Raw genomic sequence first — 14886 nt, 5'->3', positions numbered from 1 at the left:
TTAAACGCAGAAAAAAGGCCAACCCGCAGGTCAGCCTTTTCTGTTAGCAAATAGGCAGCAGGAACAGCTACGCCAAGAAGGTACTGCCATTCACCACGAAAGTGCGGGCAATGGCTTTCACCGTCGTCACGTCCAGGGCTTCGTCAAACGCCTCGGAGAAGGCCGCGGCCGGGAAACCGGTGGTGTTTGGCAAGCCAGTCAGGGCGGCACCGCCCTGGGTGGTGTTGCTTTCGGCATCAAACGTCACGCCCGTAGGAGCGCCCGTGTTGTTGCCAGCGCCGTATATGCCAGCCGTTTGGGCGGGCGAAGCGCCGCCGTTGTCGGTGCCGGAAATCCAGCTTTTGGGCGAAGCGTTGAGGGTACCCGACTGTGGGCTCTGCGAAGCCGTGTTATTCAGCGGCCCGCCGCGGCGCATGGTGCGCAGGCGCGAAGCATGGCGCGCTTCTACCGAATGGATATTCAGCGCGGCCGTGAGCACGGTTTTGTTGCTCATCAGCAGCGGGGCACCGCCTTTGTAAGCCCGCACGCCGGTGTCTTCCAATGACTGCGCCACGGCCAGGTAGGTCAGCGGGTTTGTAAACACGTCGAGGAAGGGCGCGTTGGCAGCCGTTGGCGTTGCGCCTTTCGCGCCAGTGAAGTCGAATGTGGCCGCCCCTGGGTCGGCAATGGCGGCCGTGCCCAGTACCGAGCGCAGGAAAGTGACGTGGTTAGCCTCGTCCGTCCGAATGAGGTCCAGCGCTGCCTTGTTGGTGGCGCTAAAACCAGCCTGCAACGCAGCGGTTGCCTGGCCGCGCTGGTAGAAATACGATTCCAGGTACTCCAGGCTCAAGGCAAAGTTGAGCACGTCGTTCACCGTGGCTCCCACCGGGGTTTGGGCGTAGGCTTTGTTGAAAATGGCGCCTACTGCCAGCGGCAAGGCCGCCGCCGACAGCTTCTGGCCCAGGCCGGTCATGTGCTTGAAAATGCTGCGACGCGAGTCGAGGCGGTCGTACACTTCCGGGTCCACTTTCTCGATTTCCGAGATGATTTGAAATATATTCATGACGAAGAAAATTCAGAGTTGAAAAGGAGAAAGGGATGTTATTTCAGGCCCGAAGCATCAATCTTGGAGCCATCGGCCAGGTAAGCGTTGGCCGCAGCCGTCACCTCGTTGGGCGTCATCGAGCGTTCCACGCTGGAGCTGGCCGGACCGGCGCCGCTGGCGCTGGCGCTGGCGTTGGCCGTGGTCAGGGTCACCACGCTGTTGTCGATGAAACTGCCTTCCTGTACCAAGTCGCGAATGATGGCGGCGTGACGGGCCTCGACGGACACAATCTTGCCGGCCAGCGTCAGGTACAGCGGCGAGGTGATGTATTGGCCCGCGCCGTTGTAGGCCGCCACGCCGAGGTCCTCAAACGCTTTGGCAGCGCCAAGCACGCTGGTGCGGCTGCTGAAGTCGATTTTGGAGAAATCCGGCTTCAGGCTGTCGCTGATGCGCCCGGAGGTGATGGCCGCCTTGAAGAATTCGCGGTGAATAACCTCGTGGTAGTAGAGGTCGTCCAAAATCTGCCGCTCGGCGCTGGTTGTGGCCAGTCCTTTGTAGTAAGCGCCGTCGCGGAGGGCGGTGTAGAAACCCGCTTCCAGTTGTTCCAGCGCATAAGCGTAGTTGAGTACGCCGGTATCGCCCGAACCTACGTTGATGAGGTTGCTTGTGGTAACAGGGTCACTATCTTTGGAGCACCCGGCCAGCACAAGGGCCGTGGCACCCGCCGTAGCGCCGGCGTACATGAAAAACGAGCGCCGCTTGATGGGCGTGTACAGCGGTTGCGCGAACGTGGCATCGTCGGCGCCGCGGGGCTGAAGGTTGTCGGACATGAGAAAAGGAGGGTTAGGTGAGAAATTGAACCGGGGAGGGAAAGGCAATAGGGGGCCGAACGGTCCGAATTGGGCCATTGGCTAGGAGAGGAACCAGAACTGCTGAAGTGATTTGGAAGCAGATACGGTAACTACGACCTGTAAGGATTCAATTAGCCCGTATTTTGTGTTTGCGCGGGTGGGGCAGGCGAGGAAACCGCACCATTGCCAGAAACGCAAAAAGTGGATTTCAGCGTTTGGCGCTACTTTTAGGCCGATTCATTTGGCCAAGCACTATGGGAAGAATTTTTGGTGTGCTGGCGGTGTGGCTGGGCTTGCTGGGGGCTGGGGCGGCCCGGGGCCAGCAAGCCGGCCCCGGCCCCAGCCGAACCGCTGCGACTGACGTGGTGCTGCTGCCGGGCCCGGCCACGCTGCCCGTGACGGGGGAATACACGCTGGGCTTTCGGCTGCGCGGCGGGGTGCTGGATAACTATTCGGAGTTTCCGGAGCTGGAGGGCTTTAAGAAAAGCGGCAAAAACCGCACGGTCACCACCCGGATTGTGCAGGGCCGCCGCTTCGCCGACCTCACCATTACACAACGCTACGTGCCCTACGGCGAGGGCGAATACGTTATCAAGGCCTTTCAACTGACCGTGAACGGGGTGGTGCTGCGCAGCAGTGGTGCCACCGTGCGGGTGGGCCCGGCCGCCCAGCCCACCCCGGCGCCCGGCGCCAAGCCGACGGCCCCGCTGCAAGCAGTGGGCAACCTCGACAAGCTGTTTGGCAAGCCCAAGCCTGCGTTGTACGACGACATTCCCGACCATGCCTTTCTGACGGTGCTGGCCGACCGGCCCAGCGTGTACGTGGGCCAGGGCGTGCGCGTGGGGCTCTATTTCTACCTCAAGCCCGAAGACCAGGCCCTGCTGGCTTTCCACGATTTTATGAACCAGCTGCCGCCGCTGCTGCACGAGCTGCACCAGCCCACCGCCTGGCAGGAGCCCGGCCCCGAAGCCAGTGCCTCGGCCGATACGGTGCGCTACCAGGGCCAGCGCTACCTGCGCTTCCGGTTGGCCGAAAACGTGTATTACCCGCTCACGCCCCAGCCCCTGCGCTTTCCGCCCCTGGCCCTGACCATGGTGAAGTACAAGGTGCTGAAAAAGCCCGCACCAGGCCAGGACAACCGCCTGGCGGGCTACAAAACGTACTATGCCACCGGCAGTACCGTCGCGGTGCGGCCCTTGCCCGAGGCCGCGCAGCGCGGGCCCGTGCCCGTGGGAACGTACAGGGTGAGCGAGGCCATTAGCCGGACCACGTTTCGGGTGGGTGAGACGTTTACGTACGCATTTGGGGTAGAAGGGGAGGGCGATTTGTCGGCCGTGCTGGCGCCCACTTTTGTGCCCGGCCCTGGGCTGGAGGTATTTGGCCCCGAAGTTCGGCTGGAAGCCCGGCCCGGCGGCGGGAAAAAGTTGTTTCGCTACCGCCTGGTGGCGCGGCAGCCAGGCGTGCTGCCGCTCGATAGCCTGTTGCAACTGACTGTTTTTAACCCCACTACGGCTCGGTACGATACCCTGCGCCCCGAATTGCGGCCATTGGTGCGCGGCCGGGCGGCACCTGCCGGCCCGCTGCCCAAGCCCGAAGACGACCCCTTCTACGGTCCCGCGCTGGCCGGTGCCGATGCCACCATGCAGCCGCTGGATGTGTACCGCGACGTGCGCCGCTACGCCGACTGGCTGCTGGTGGCGCTGGCGGGCGTGGCCGGTCTGGGGTGGTGGCGGGCCGGCCGGGCGGCGTAGTTTTGCTTGATTCTAGTTGGTAGGTGCTTGCTGTTAGTTGTCAGATTAGGGATTGACTAACCGTTGCGAGACTAACAACTGACAACCCGCAACTAACAACCAACTATGTCCAACACCTTCGGTTCGCTGTTTCGCATCACCACGTTTGGCGAGTCGCACGGGGCGGGCATCGGCGTGATTATTGACGGCTGCCCGGCGGGCGTGGCCGTGGACGCTGCCCGGATTCAGGCCGCGCTCGACCGCCGCCGGCCCGGCCAGTCCGACCTCACCACGCCGCGCAAGGAGGCCGATACGGTCCACATCCAGTCCGGCTTGTTTGAGGGCCTGACCACGGGCACGCCCATCAGCCTGTTCATCCCCAACGCCGACCAGCGCTCCGACGACTACTCGCACATTGCCCACGCCTACCGCGCCAGCCACGCCGACTACACCTACGACGTGAAATACGGCCGCCGCGACTACCGCGGCGGCGGCCGCAGCTCGGCCCGCGAAACGGCCGCCCGCGTGGCCGCCGGTGCCGTGGCCATGCAGCTATTGGCGCATTTCGGAATCGAAATGGCCGCCTACGTCTCAGCCGTGGGCGAAGTAGAAGTTCCTTTGGAATACCCGGAGCTGGATTTAAGCCTCATCGACAGCAACCTCGTGCGCTGCCCGCACCCCGAAACGGCCGTGCGCATGGAAGCGCGCATCCGCGAAGCGCAGGCGGCCCACGACACGGTGGGCGGCGTGATAACGGGCGTGGCCCGCCACGTGCCCGCCGGCCTGGGCGAGCCCGTGTTCGACAAATTGCCGGCGGTGCTGGGCCACGCCTTGCTCAGCATCAATGCCGTGAAAGGGTTCGAGTTCGGCTCCGGCTTTGCCGGCACCAAGCTGCCCGGCTCGGTGCACAACGACGAATTTTATACCGACGAAGCCGGCGCCGTGCGCACCCGCACCAACCACAGCGGCGGCAGCCAGGGCGGCATCAGTAACGGGCAGGATATTTATTTCCGGGTCGCGTTCAAGCCTGTAGCCACGCTGCTGCAGCCCCAGCAAACAATCAACGACCAGGGCGAGGCTGTTACGCTGGTCGGCAAGGGCCGCCACGACCCCTGCGTGCTGCCCCGCGCCGTGCCCATCGTGGAAGCCATGACGCAGCTGGTGCTGGCCGATTTGCTGCTGCGGGCCCGGGCCAATAAGCTGTAGGCAAGCAATGCAGCTTGTGGTACTTGTGGTATGCTGGCTTCTGTACCTGCTTTTATGCGTCGCTTACTGTCTTGGGGGCTTTTCGGGGCGCTGCTCCACGCGGGGCAGCCGGGTTGGGCCCAAGCCCAGGCACTGCCCGTGCCAGCCCGGCCCGATACTGTGACGGGCAATCCGACCCGACGCGGTTTTTTTCGTCGGCCGGCAGTGCAGGCACTGGCTGTGCCCGCAGTGCTCGTCGGCTACGGCATCAGCACGCTGCACGAACACGGTTTCTATAGTTCTTACCAAGCCCAAGCCGATGCACAGCGGGCTTTTCCGAACTTTCATCTCCCCATCGACAATTACCTCGGCTACGTTTCCTACCTGGGCCTGGCGGGCGCCGAGCTGGCCGGAGTTCGGCCCCGCCACGATGCGTTGAACACGGCACTGCTGCTGGCCAAGGCCGAAATTGTGCTCAATGCCGCCGTGTTTGGGCTCAAGTATACCACCCACGTAGAGCGACCCAGCGGCAAAGACGACCATTCGTTTCCTTCCGACCATGCCGCGCAGGCCTTCCTTGCGGCCAGCATCGTCGATTTGGAGCTGCGGGATAAGAGCCGTTGGTACGGCGTCGGGGCCTACGGCCTGGCCAGCAGCGTGGCCGTGCTGCGGGTGCTCAACAACAAGCACTGGGAGTCCGACGTGTTTGCGGGCGCGGGCTTTGGCATTTTGGCGGCGCATCTGGCCTACCTCACCCACCGCAACCGCTGGGGCCGCCTGCCCAACGGCCCGGCTTTGGGCTGGCGCCTGGCGCCGGCCTGCTGGCCGGGCGGCACCTCGGGGGTGCGCCTGAGCTGGCAGCCACGTCGCTAGGCCCGCTTACCTGGTACCACTGCTGGCACGGTACCTTTGCAACCTCTGCGGCCCCATTGCGGTTGTACCTTTGCACCCGCGGGCACCGTGCCCGCTTTCCCCTGATAGTAAACCACCTAAGCCATGGCTGCAATTTCCATTTACGCCGAAGCCTCTCCCAATCCGGAGAGCATGAAATTTGTCCTCAACCAAAACCTGCTGGCCGATGGCGTGAGCGTGGACTACCCCAACGTGGAGGCCGCTTCTAACTCGCCCCTGGTGCAGGAGCTGTTCAACTTCGACTACGTGGGCCGCGTGTTCATTGCCCAGAACTTCGTGACCGTCACCAAAACCCGCCCCGAGCTGGGCTGGACGCAGCTCATCCCCGAGCTGCGCCAGTTCCTGAAAAGCTACGTGGAGGCCGGCGGCCCCATTTTCCTGGTCGACCCTGCCGCCGAGCAAAAGGCCGCCCAGGCCGCCACTGCCGGCGACCCCACCCAGCAGGAAGGCCAGATTGCCCAGAAAGTCATCGACCTGCTCGATAACTACGTGCGCCCCGCCGTGGAGCAGGACGGCGGCAACATCACCTTCAAAAGCTACCACGAAGGCATCGTGACCGTGAACCTGCAAGGCTCGTGCTCCGGCTGTCCTTCGGCCACCGTGACGCTGAAGTCAGGCATCGAAAACCTGCTCAAGCGCATGGTGCCCGAAGTGCAAAGCGTTGTGGCCGAAGGCATACTAGCCTAGCCCTTAGAAGCGGAGCGTCAGACGCTAAAAAGGCCCGTTGGAATTGTCCAACGGGCCTTTTTAGCGTCTGACGCTCCGCTTCTAACTCATTTCAGCTGCGACTTTACGGTGAAATTCCTTGCCACGGTGAAGCCGAAGTAAATGTCGCCCTTAAAGAAATTGCCGGTGGTTTGGGGCACGAAGAATTTCTCCACCATGCCGCTGGAATTGGTGAAGTGCAGCTGGAACACGTGGCCACCGGTTTCGATGTCGACGCCCAGACCGAGGGCATTGGTGTAGTGGTCGGCGGCGTAGCCGGGCAGCAGGTAGAAATAATCGGCGGTGAGGGCAATGCGCTTGGTGAGCTTTTGGCGCAGGCCCGCGCCGATGGCGTACACGTCGTTTTGCATGCCGGCCAGCGGCGTGTAGTTGCGGTGGATGAGCGTGGGCATCAGCTGCACCGAGAGGCTGGGGCTGAATTTGCGCGCCACAAGCACCTGGTAGGCATAGTCGAGGCGGGAAGAGGTGTTGCGCTCCTGCGTGGCGGTGCCAAACTTGAGCGTAGTGATGGCCGACGAGGCAAACAACGTGACCGAAACCGGCATGGGGTGCGCGCCGCTGGTTTGCTGCAAGGCGCGGTATTTTACAAAGCCGTCGAAGGTTTTTTCCTGCGAGCTGCGGCCCACGCCCACGGCCAGCCGGCTGGTGATGCCGTACTCGAAGCTGAGACGCAGCACGGCCTGGTCGAGGCCGAAAAAGTTGTAGGCGCCGCTGTTCAGGGTGCCAAAGCGGTGCTGGATGAGGAAGGCCAGCGTGCCCTCGCCCGGCGTCTCCACCGACTGCGAATTGATGATGTGCGTGCCCTTGAAGGTGGCGGCCACCGGCTCGCGCTTGGTGGAGTCGGCCGTTTGCTTTTCGAGGTCGTTCAGTAAGTCGGTTTGGGCGTGGGCAGGGGTTGCCAGGGCCAGTAGCCCCCCCAGCAAGCCCGCAAACAGCGGTGCAGAGTAGGTGTAGCGCATAAGAAAACGGATAAAGCAGACAAAAGAAAATCAGCGGCCGGGCGAAGCGGCGCCCGCTACGGGCGCGCAGGCAAGGGCCACGCGCACGGTCACAATTTTAGCAATGTTGTTGCGCACCAGCAGCGGAATCTCAATGTTGTAGTCGGCCGAGGCTACGGGAAACGTGGCAAAGGCCAGCAGCTGGCCGCTTTTCAGTTCCACGCTGGCGGGCACCTGCACGTGGTGCGTCACGCCGTGCAGGGTCAGGTCGCCTTCTACCTGCACGTTGTGGGGGCCGGCCGTGGCCAGCATGGCCGCATCGCACCCATTGAAGCGCCCGGCAAAGGTGGCTTTCGGAAATTTATCCGACTCCAGGTAGTTTTCGTTGAAGTGTTCCTGCATGAGCGTGCGCTTGAACACAAAAGCCTTGATGGGCACCGAAAACGCCAGCTGACCAGTTCCAAAATCGAGCACGGCCGCCACCTGCTGGTTTTTGGCCTCGATGTCCTCGATGGGGCTGGACGAAAAAAACGATACCTGCCCCGTCTTGGTCATGTATTTATTCTGCGCAGAGGCCTGCCCCAGTGCCGCGAGCAGCAGCGCCGCGGGCAGCAGGAAAGAAAGCGAACGGTTCATAGCTGGTGGAAGAAGTGGTTACTGGGGTCGGCCCTCGTCTATCCACCGCTGAATGCGCTCAATGTCGCAGTCGGAAAGCTTGGGTTTGCCCTGGGGCATTTCGGGGTAGCCGGCCGTGTGCTTGATGCACCCGAGAATGGTGGCCGAAGGGTAGTTCTTCAGGCTTTGGTACGTGCTGAAGTCGTTGCCGCCGCCCAGGGTATTGGCCACCGTGCTGGCGTGGCACTCGCGGCAGTTCGCATCAAAAATGGGGGAGATGACGCTGGCGTAGGTGATAGTTTGGGTGGAGGCAGTGCAGGTCGGCTCGGGCTCGCCGTGCGAATAGGTGCAGCTGGCCGCCAGGCCCAGCAACAAGGACGCCGCGCCCAAGAGCGCCGGCCGGATGAATGCAGAAAAAGGAGCGATAACGGGCATGGCGAACGGTGGCAAAAAGCGTGAAAACATAAAAAACAGTGCGCCTGGGCCCAGCCCAAGGCCGGTAAGATACAAGGTGCCGGGGCTGGCCAGGAGCTAGAAGCCGTATTTCACCCCCAGAAATACCCCGGCGCTGGTCAGCTTCAGTTTGCCGGTTCCTACCCCGGTCAAGGGCAGCTTGAAATAAGGCTCGGCCAGCACGCTCCAGCGGGCGCCAAGGGCGCGCTCATAGCCCGCCGACAGGTTGAGAATGCTGAGGTAGTGCCGGTTGGCATTCAGCACTTCGCCTTCCCAATAGCCGGGCTTGTTATACTCCACGTAAGCGTAGGAGTAATCCTCGCGCTGCATGAAAAAGGACGACAGGCCGGCGCTGCCGTAGAGCCGATAGTGCGGCCGGATTAAAAAATCATAGCGCAGGTTCAAGGGCACGTCAAGTACGGTGCAGGTGCCGTCCACGCTGTCGAAATAGCGGTGGGTGAGGTAGGTGCTGTAAGCGCCGAAGTCATAGTCGGCCCGGCGGGCCTTGTACTGTTTGGTCGAGCGCAGCAGGCCGGTGTTGAGGCGCAGGCGGTCGGTCACGCGGTATTCCAGCGTCAGGCCCACGTTGGGCATGGGGCTTTCCACGTAGGCAAATTTCACCGTGCTTACATCGGGCGCGGCCACCAGCCCAAGGTAGAAGCGGGGCTGCCGGGCAGAAACTGCTTGCTGTGGCTTAACGGGGGCATCATCCACAGCAACCAAAGCCAGCGGAGCCGGCAAGGGCCGCAACTCAGCGGCTGGCAGAGCGGCCAGGCGCGGAGTCAGGATGGAAAGGTCCGTTGTGATGGTGCGTGGCGTCAGGGTTTCGTCCGCCGAGGCGGCCTGCCCAATGGCCGACTGCTGAACCGGAGCCGAGTCGGCTGGGCGGGATTGGGCTGTGGTCTTGGCAGGATGCCGGCGTGCCAGCACTGAAGTCGACGAGTGGGTAAAACGCCGGCCCGCGGCGCGGGTTTCTTTGGCTCTCGCTTCGGCATCACCGTCGGCGACAGTTGTTTCAGCGACGGACTTGCTGCGCGTAGTGTAAGTGCCTTCTGTGGGGTTGTGCGCCGTTTTAGCGCGTCGGGCGCGTGGTGCCGCAAGTGCCGCAACCGCCGTGTTTTCAGCCGTAGTCAGGGTACAAACACTGTGCTTGTTTTCAAGCGGTTGCGAGCTTTTTTGATTCCGAATTACCCGTTTGTTCGCAGCAAGGGCCGCCAGCACTGGTGCCGTTGGCAAAGGCTTTCGGGCCCGCGCCCCGGCCGCTGCTGGCGTTGCAATGGCAGCTTTGGAACCGGCCAAGGCCGATGAAGCGGAGGATGAAACGCCTGCATCACCAGCGGTGGCCGATGCCGGAACGGCCGCCGGCACCCTGGCTGCGCCGACCGAATGAGGAATCGAAGCTGCGGCACCTGCGGCCGTTGCGTGAGTGGCCGTTGCGTGAGTGGCCGTCGTTGTGGAATTGAATGGGGTAAGACGCGCCGCTGGGCCAGTGGCGACGGTGGTTTTATTGATGCCCGGCGCGACGGTGCCCACATGCCACAGGAGCCAACCCAGCCCCAGCATGGCCACTATGACCAATTCGGCCGCAAAAAACTTCCACAGCCGCCGCCGCACGGCGCGCTCAATCACCGCCTTGTCCAGTTGGGTTTCCAGGCGCAGCCAGGCATCCAGCGGAAAAGGCGTGGGTTCCGGTTCCGGCGGGTTTAGCCGCTGAAACGCGTTATCAATATCGTTATCTGACCACATAGCGGGCTTTTTCTGACATAGTAGCGTGGGCCAGCATCGTGCGTAGGTGGGCCCGGGCTTTAAATAAATTTGATTTCGAAGTGCCGACCGAAATGTGCAGCTGCTCCGCGATTTCCTCGTGGCCGAACCCATCAATCACGGCCAAGTTGAATACCGCCCGGTAAGCCGGGGGCAGGCGCTGCACCAGGCTCAGCAGCTCGTCGTAGCTCAGCGTGTCGAGGGGCGTGGCGGCTTGGTCGGCTTGGTTCAAGGTCACGTCGTCGAGCTCCTGCTGGTGCTGGTGGCGCTCGTTGGCGCGGTAGTGGTCAATGGCCGTGTGAATCATGATGCGCTTGAGCCAGCCCCGGAACGAGCCCAATACGTCCTCGGGGTGGCGGGCCGCATCGAAGCGGTAGATGTCGCGGAATACTTTCAGGAAACCATCGTTGGCTGCTTCCAACGCCTGGTCGCGGTCGCGGGCATAGCGCAGGCAAATGCCCATTGCGAAGCCGTGAAACTGGCCATACAGGCGGCGCTGGGCCAGCCGGTCTTGCCGGACACAGGCGGCCAGCACTTCCAGCAGCGAAGACGGGGCAGCATGAGGTGGGGAGACGTGCAGCATATGCGGCGGTTGGCAGGCTTCTGAAGACCACTCGGAAGGTAGCAAAAAAAGGTTGCCTCCCGTCTGAACCGCAGATGTAACGGATTTAACGGACTAAACCGATTCAAGCATATCAGACCTGTTTCCGAGCAGTTTCCTGATTCATTCCTGCGGCAGCAAGCACAAAAAAAGGCCGCCCATCGGGCGGCCTTTTCATTGCTACACAAATTGAACGCGACCAGATAATGCTCGAATCAGTTCAATCCGTCAAATCCGTTACATCTGCGGTTCAGACTAAACCGTAGCCGTGCTCAGCTTGGGCGCGTCGCCGGGCAGGCCACTCACGTCCTCACCGGCGGCAAGGCGCTCGCGCTCCTCTTTTTTGCCGTAGGTGTCGAGGATAATCGGGGTAGCGATGAACAGCGACGAATACGTGCCGAAAATCACCCCGATAATCATGGCGAAGGAGAACGAGCGCAACGTTTCCCCGCCGAAGATGTAAAGCACGAGCACCACCAAGAACACCGTGGTGAACGTAATCATGGTGCGCGAGAAGGTCGAGTTCAGGGCCGGGTTCACCACTTGGGCGAAGGTCAGCTTGGGGTTCTCGCGCAGGTACTCGCGAATCCGGTCGTAAATAACCACCGTGTCGTTCATCGAGAAGCCGATAACCGTGAGCACGGCGGCCACGAAAATCTGGTCCATTTCGTAGTTCAGCCCGAAGAGGCGGGCAATCGGGAAGGCCGCAATAACCAGCAGCGCATCGTGGAACAGGGCTACCACGGCCGCCATTGAATACTGCCACTTCTCGAAGCGGAACAACACGTAGACGAAGATGCCCAGCAGCGTGAGACCCAGCGACAGCACCGATGTCCGCTTGATGTCGTCGGCAATGGTGGCGCCTACTTTCGAAGCCGAAGGCACCGTTGGGGCCGCCGATGAGAACTTTTGCAGGCCCGCATCCAGGGCGTCGCGCACTTGCTTGTCGGCCGCCGTGCTCTCGTCCTCGGCCAGGTAGCTGGTCGTCACGCGCAGGCGGGTGGGGGCACCAAACTGCTTCACTTCCAAGCCAGCGCCTTTGAAAACCGGCTCCAGGGCCGTGCGGACGTCGGAAGCCACCATCGGCTTGTTGAAGTCGACCACGTAGGCCCGGCCGCCTTTGAAGTCAACGCCCAGGTTGGGGCCGCCCTGCACAAACATCAGCACGAAGCCCACGATGATGAAGAAGGCCGAGAAAGCGTAGGCGATTTTGCGCTTGCCCACAATGTCGAAGCTCAGGTTCTTGAACAGGTTGCGCGAGATGGCCGTGTTGAAGGTCATCGGGTGGTTCTCGTTGCCCTTCACCATCCACTCGATGATGAGACGCGACACGTACACGGCCGACAGGAACGATGTCAGCACGCCGATGCCCAGCGTGATGGCGAAGTTTTGGACCGGGCCCGTGCCGAAGAAGCCCAGAATCACGGCAATCAGCATGGTGGTCACGTTCGAGTCGAAGATGGCCGAGAAAGCGCGCGAGTAACCCTTGTTAATGGCGTCGGGCAGGCTCAGCCCGTGGCTCAGCTCTTCCCGGATTCGCTCGAAAATCAACACGTTGGCATCCACCGACGAGCCGATTACCAGAATCAGGCCGGCAATGCCGGGCAGCGTGAGCGCCGTGCCGAACTGCGCCAGCACGCCCAGAATCAGGAACATGTTGAAGAGCAGGGCAATGTCGGCCACGATACCGGCGCGGCCGTAGTAGGCGGCCATGAAAATCATGATGATGACGAGGCCGGCCAGCGACGAGTACAGGCCTTGGTTGATAGCCTCCTTGCCCAGCGACGGACCCACCACGGCTTCTTCCACAATGCGCGTGGGAGCGGGCAGCTTACCGGCTTTCAGCTGGTTGGCCAGGTCTTCGGTGTCTTCCAGCTGGAAGCTGCCCGTGATGCTGGTGCCGCCACCCGAAATCTCGCTCTGCACCACCGGGGCCGAGCACACGTAGTCGTCGAGCACCATGGCCACCTGCTTGCCGATGTTGGCAGCCGTCATTTTTTGCCACTTGCGCGAGCCCGAAGGCGTCATGTTCATCAGTACTTCGGGCTGGCCGTTGGGGCCAATGTCGGAGCGGGCGTCGCTCACCACTTCGCCGCCCAGCGGGGGCACGCCGTCGCGGGTTTTGCGCACCGGAATCAGCTCCAGGTACTCTTGCTTGTCGATGGTAGTCGGTTTCAGGCTCCACAGCAGGGCCAGGGTGGGGGGCAGGGAGGCTTTGGCTTCGGCCGAGCGCAGAATGGTGTTCATGCGGGCGGTGTCGCGCAGGTTCACGCCCAGGCGGCCGGGCATGGTGAAGAGCTTGGCCAGTACCCCGGCCTTGTTGGCGGTAGCCGACGAATCGGCGGCCGTTTTGCCGGCTTTGGTTTTCTTGGCCAGCTGGGCAGCCAGCGAAGTCGAGTCGCCAGCGGCGGCGGCCGTGGCGGTGGTATCGGTGGCGGTGGTAGCGGCCGTGGCGCCGGTTTTGGCCGCGGCTTCCTTGGCTTGCAGCTGCTTGTCGAGGGCCACCAGGTAGGGGCCTACTTCGTTCTGGTTCCACACTTCCCAGAACTCCAGCTTGGCCTGGCCTTGCAGCAGCTTGCGCACACGGTCGGGATTGTCCACGCCGGGCAGTTCAATCTGCAGGCGGCCGGTGCCCTTCACGCGCTGAATGCTGGGCTGGTTCACACCAAACTTATCGACGCGGGTGCGCAGGATGTTGAACGAGCGGTCGATGGCTTCTTCCACTTCCTTGTCAATAGAAGCAATGACCTTCTCATTGGAGGAGTTGATGTTGATGCCGCGGCTCTTGTTGGTGGTGTTGGCGAAGATGGTGGCCAGCGGTTTGCCGGGCGCATTCTGCTGGTAGGCCTGGGCAAACAGGGCCGTAAACGGCGTGCCCGAATTCACTTTCTGGGCTTCCTGCGCTTGCTCCAACGACTTGTTGAAGGCCGGGTCTTTGCTGTTGCCGCTCATGGCGCGCACAATTTCTACCGGCGAAACTTCCAGGGTCACATGCATGCCGCCTTTCAGGTCGAGGCCGAGGCCCAGCTCGCTCTGGCGCACCTCGCGGTAGGTGAAGGGCCCGAACACGGGCGCGCGCCACACCGAGTCGAGGTAGTGCTGGCGTTGGGTTTCGTTGAGCTTGCCGTTGTGCGTGGCATACGCCACGGCTTTCTGCTGCACCCCGCGCGAGACGTAGGTGAAGAAGAGGAAATACGCACACAACGCCGTAACGACGACGGTAAGCGCAATGATTAGTCCTTTGTTACGCATGAATTCAATTAGTAATTAACAATGAGCAATGAACAATGAGGGGGTGGGCGGTAAGAACTGCCCGAAAGCCGAAAAGAGCAACCGACGCCGAACCAGAGCCACTAGGCAGCGCTGCCTAGTACTCATTGTTCATTGCCCATTGCTCATTGAAAACTAGGGTGCCTGCGGCGACAGCGCCACGGCCAGCAGCCGCGCCCGGAATATTTCGCCGGCGCGCACCCCGGCGCGGGGGCGTGGCACGGCCAGTGCCCGGCGCAGGGCGGGCAGCCACAGGGCCGGCACGGCGGCCGGCAGCCAGGCCACGGCGGGCGGCGCCACAAAGTGGTCGAGGGCCGTGGTGGCTTCTAGCAGTACTTTTTGCTTCACCACCGTGGCGCGGGTGGGCAGGTTCAGGCGGGTTTCGCCCCGGCCCACGGGCCGCAATACACTCACGGCGCGCTGGTTCAGGCCCAGCACCAGCAGCACCGTAGCGGCGAGCAGGGCAAAGCGGAGCGAAAACCAAAAACGGGAGAGCAGAAGCGACATGGGTGCAAACGGGGTCTGCAAAGATACCATTTTGGCTGGGATGGGCGCAAGGCCTTTGGCATCGCCATTACAGAGGACGGTTGCCAGCCGCTACATTCAGCTTGCAGGCGTACAAACCGAGGTTGCAACCGGCTCACAGCAGGTCGCACCGCTCCCAGGCACAGTCGCCGGCTTTCCAACCGGAGTTGCAAGCGTAAAAAACGACCTTGCAGCTTGCTCAATGCAACTTGCAATGGTGTGCACCGGAGAGGTAAGCGTGTGAACTTGATGCGTGGCCGTAAATACGGCCCTTGCCGTTTTGGGAAAGAAA

At 62.1% G+C, this 14886-nt stretch carries 13 protein-coding genes; 4 read left to right on the top strand and 9 right to left on the bottom strand.

Annotated features, from left to right (window positions below):
• Positions 1-67 precede the first annotated feature (67 nt).
• Together JKL48_RS00610 and JKL48_RS00605 are read right to left on the bottom strand one after the other, a co-directional pair.
• Positions 68-1042, bottom strand: a complete 975-nt coding sequence (locus JKL48_RS00610) for a ferritin-like domain-containing protein (RefSeq protein ID WP_201977341.1) — start codon at positions 1040-1042, stop codon at positions 68-70.
• A gap of 38 nt (positions 1043-1080) precedes the next feature.
• The gene (locus JKL48_RS00605) at positions 1081-1854 is read right to left on the bottom strand and encodes a ferritin-like domain-containing protein (protein ID WP_201977339.1); all 774 of its coding nucleotides are present in this window, start codon (positions 1852-1854) and stop codon (positions 1081-1083) included.
• 275 nt (positions 1855-2129) lie between these two features.
• On the opposite strand from JKL48_RS00605, the gene JKL48_RS00600 reads away from it, so the two are divergent.
• The 4 genes from JKL48_RS00600 (at position 2130) to JKL48_RS00585 (ending at position 6389) form a co-directional block, all read left to right on the top strand.
• A complete protein-coding gene (locus tag JKL48_RS00600; RefSeq protein WP_201977337.1) occupies positions 2130-3626 on the top strand; it encodes a BatD family protein in 1497 nt (498 codons plus the stop codon).
• Positions 3627-3731: 105 nt separating this feature from the next.
• Positions 3732-4811, top strand: coding sequence for a chorismate synthase (gene aroC / locus JKL48_RS00595; RefSeq protein WP_201977335.1), 1080 nt, complete (start codon positions 3732-3734; stop codon positions 4809-4811).
• Positions 4812-4865: 54 nt separating this feature from the next.
• Complete coding sequence (locus JKL48_RS00590; protein ID WP_201977333.1) at positions 4866-5663, top strand: phosphatase PAP2 family protein; 798 nt, start codon at positions 4866-4868, stop codon at positions 5661-5663.
• Positions 5664-5786: 123 nt separating this feature from the next.
• Positions 5787-6389, top strand: coding sequence for a NifU family protein (locus tag JKL48_RS00585; RefSeq protein WP_201977331.1), 603 nt, complete (start codon positions 5787-5789; stop codon positions 6387-6389).
• 86 nt (positions 6390-6475) lie between these two features.
• Here the strand turns inward: JKL48_RS00585 and JKL48_RS00580 are convergent, their stop codons facing one another.
• The 7 genes from JKL48_RS00580 to JKL48_RS00550 form a co-directional block, all read right to left on the bottom strand.
• The gene (locus JKL48_RS00580; protein ID WP_201977330.1) at positions 6476-7387 is read right to left on the bottom strand and encodes a DUF5777 family beta-barrel protein; all 912 of its coding nucleotides are present in this window, start codon (positions 7385-7387) and stop codon (positions 6476-6478) included.
• A 30-nt stretch (positions 7388-7417) separates the two neighbouring features.
• Entirely contained in the window at positions 7418-8002 is a 585-nt protein-coding gene (locus JKL48_RS00575; protein WP_201977329.1) for a YceI family protein, read from the bottom strand.
• Between the two features lie 18 nt (positions 8003-8020).
• The gene (locus JKL48_RS00570; RefSeq protein WP_201977328.1) at positions 8021-8416 is read right to left on the bottom strand and encodes a c-type cytochrome; all 396 of its coding nucleotides are present in this window, start codon (positions 8414-8416) and stop codon (positions 8021-8023) included.
• A gap of 96 nt (positions 8417-8512) precedes the next feature.
• Positions 8513-10180, bottom strand: coding sequence for a porin family protein (locus JKL48_RS00565; protein ID WP_201977327.1), 1668 nt, complete (start codon positions 10178-10180; stop codon positions 8513-8515).
• Positions 10167-10781: an RNA polymerase sigma factor gene (locus JKL48_RS00560; protein WP_201977326.1), complete on the bottom strand. Its 615-nt coding sequence runs from the start codon at positions 10779-10781 to the stop codon at positions 10167-10169. The genes JKL48_RS00565 and JKL48_RS00560 overlap by 14 nt, the downstream gene beginning before the upstream one ends.
• A 273-nt stretch (positions 10782-11054) precedes the next feature.
• Positions 11055-14051 carry a protein translocase subunit SecDF gene (secDF, locus tag JKL48_RS00555; RefSeq protein WP_201977325.1) on the bottom strand — a complete coding sequence of 999 codons (2997 nt, stop codon included), beginning with the start codon at positions 14049-14051 and terminating at the stop codon, positions 11055-11057.
• Between the two features lie 153 nt (positions 14052-14204).
• A complete protein-coding gene (locus JKL48_RS00550; protein WP_201977324.1) occupies positions 14205-14576 on the bottom strand; it encodes a hypothetical protein in 372 nt (123 codons plus the stop codon).
• Positions 14577-14886 lie beyond the last annotated feature (310 nt).

The organism is Hymenobacter rubidus, from assembly GCF_016734815.1.
Classification (GTDB): Bacteria; Bacteroidota; Bacteroidia; order Cytophagales; family Hymenobacteraceae; genus Hymenobacter; species Hymenobacter rubidus.
Note: the sequence above shows the minus strand (reverse complement) of the source record. Positions and strands in the feature narration are given on the sequence as shown.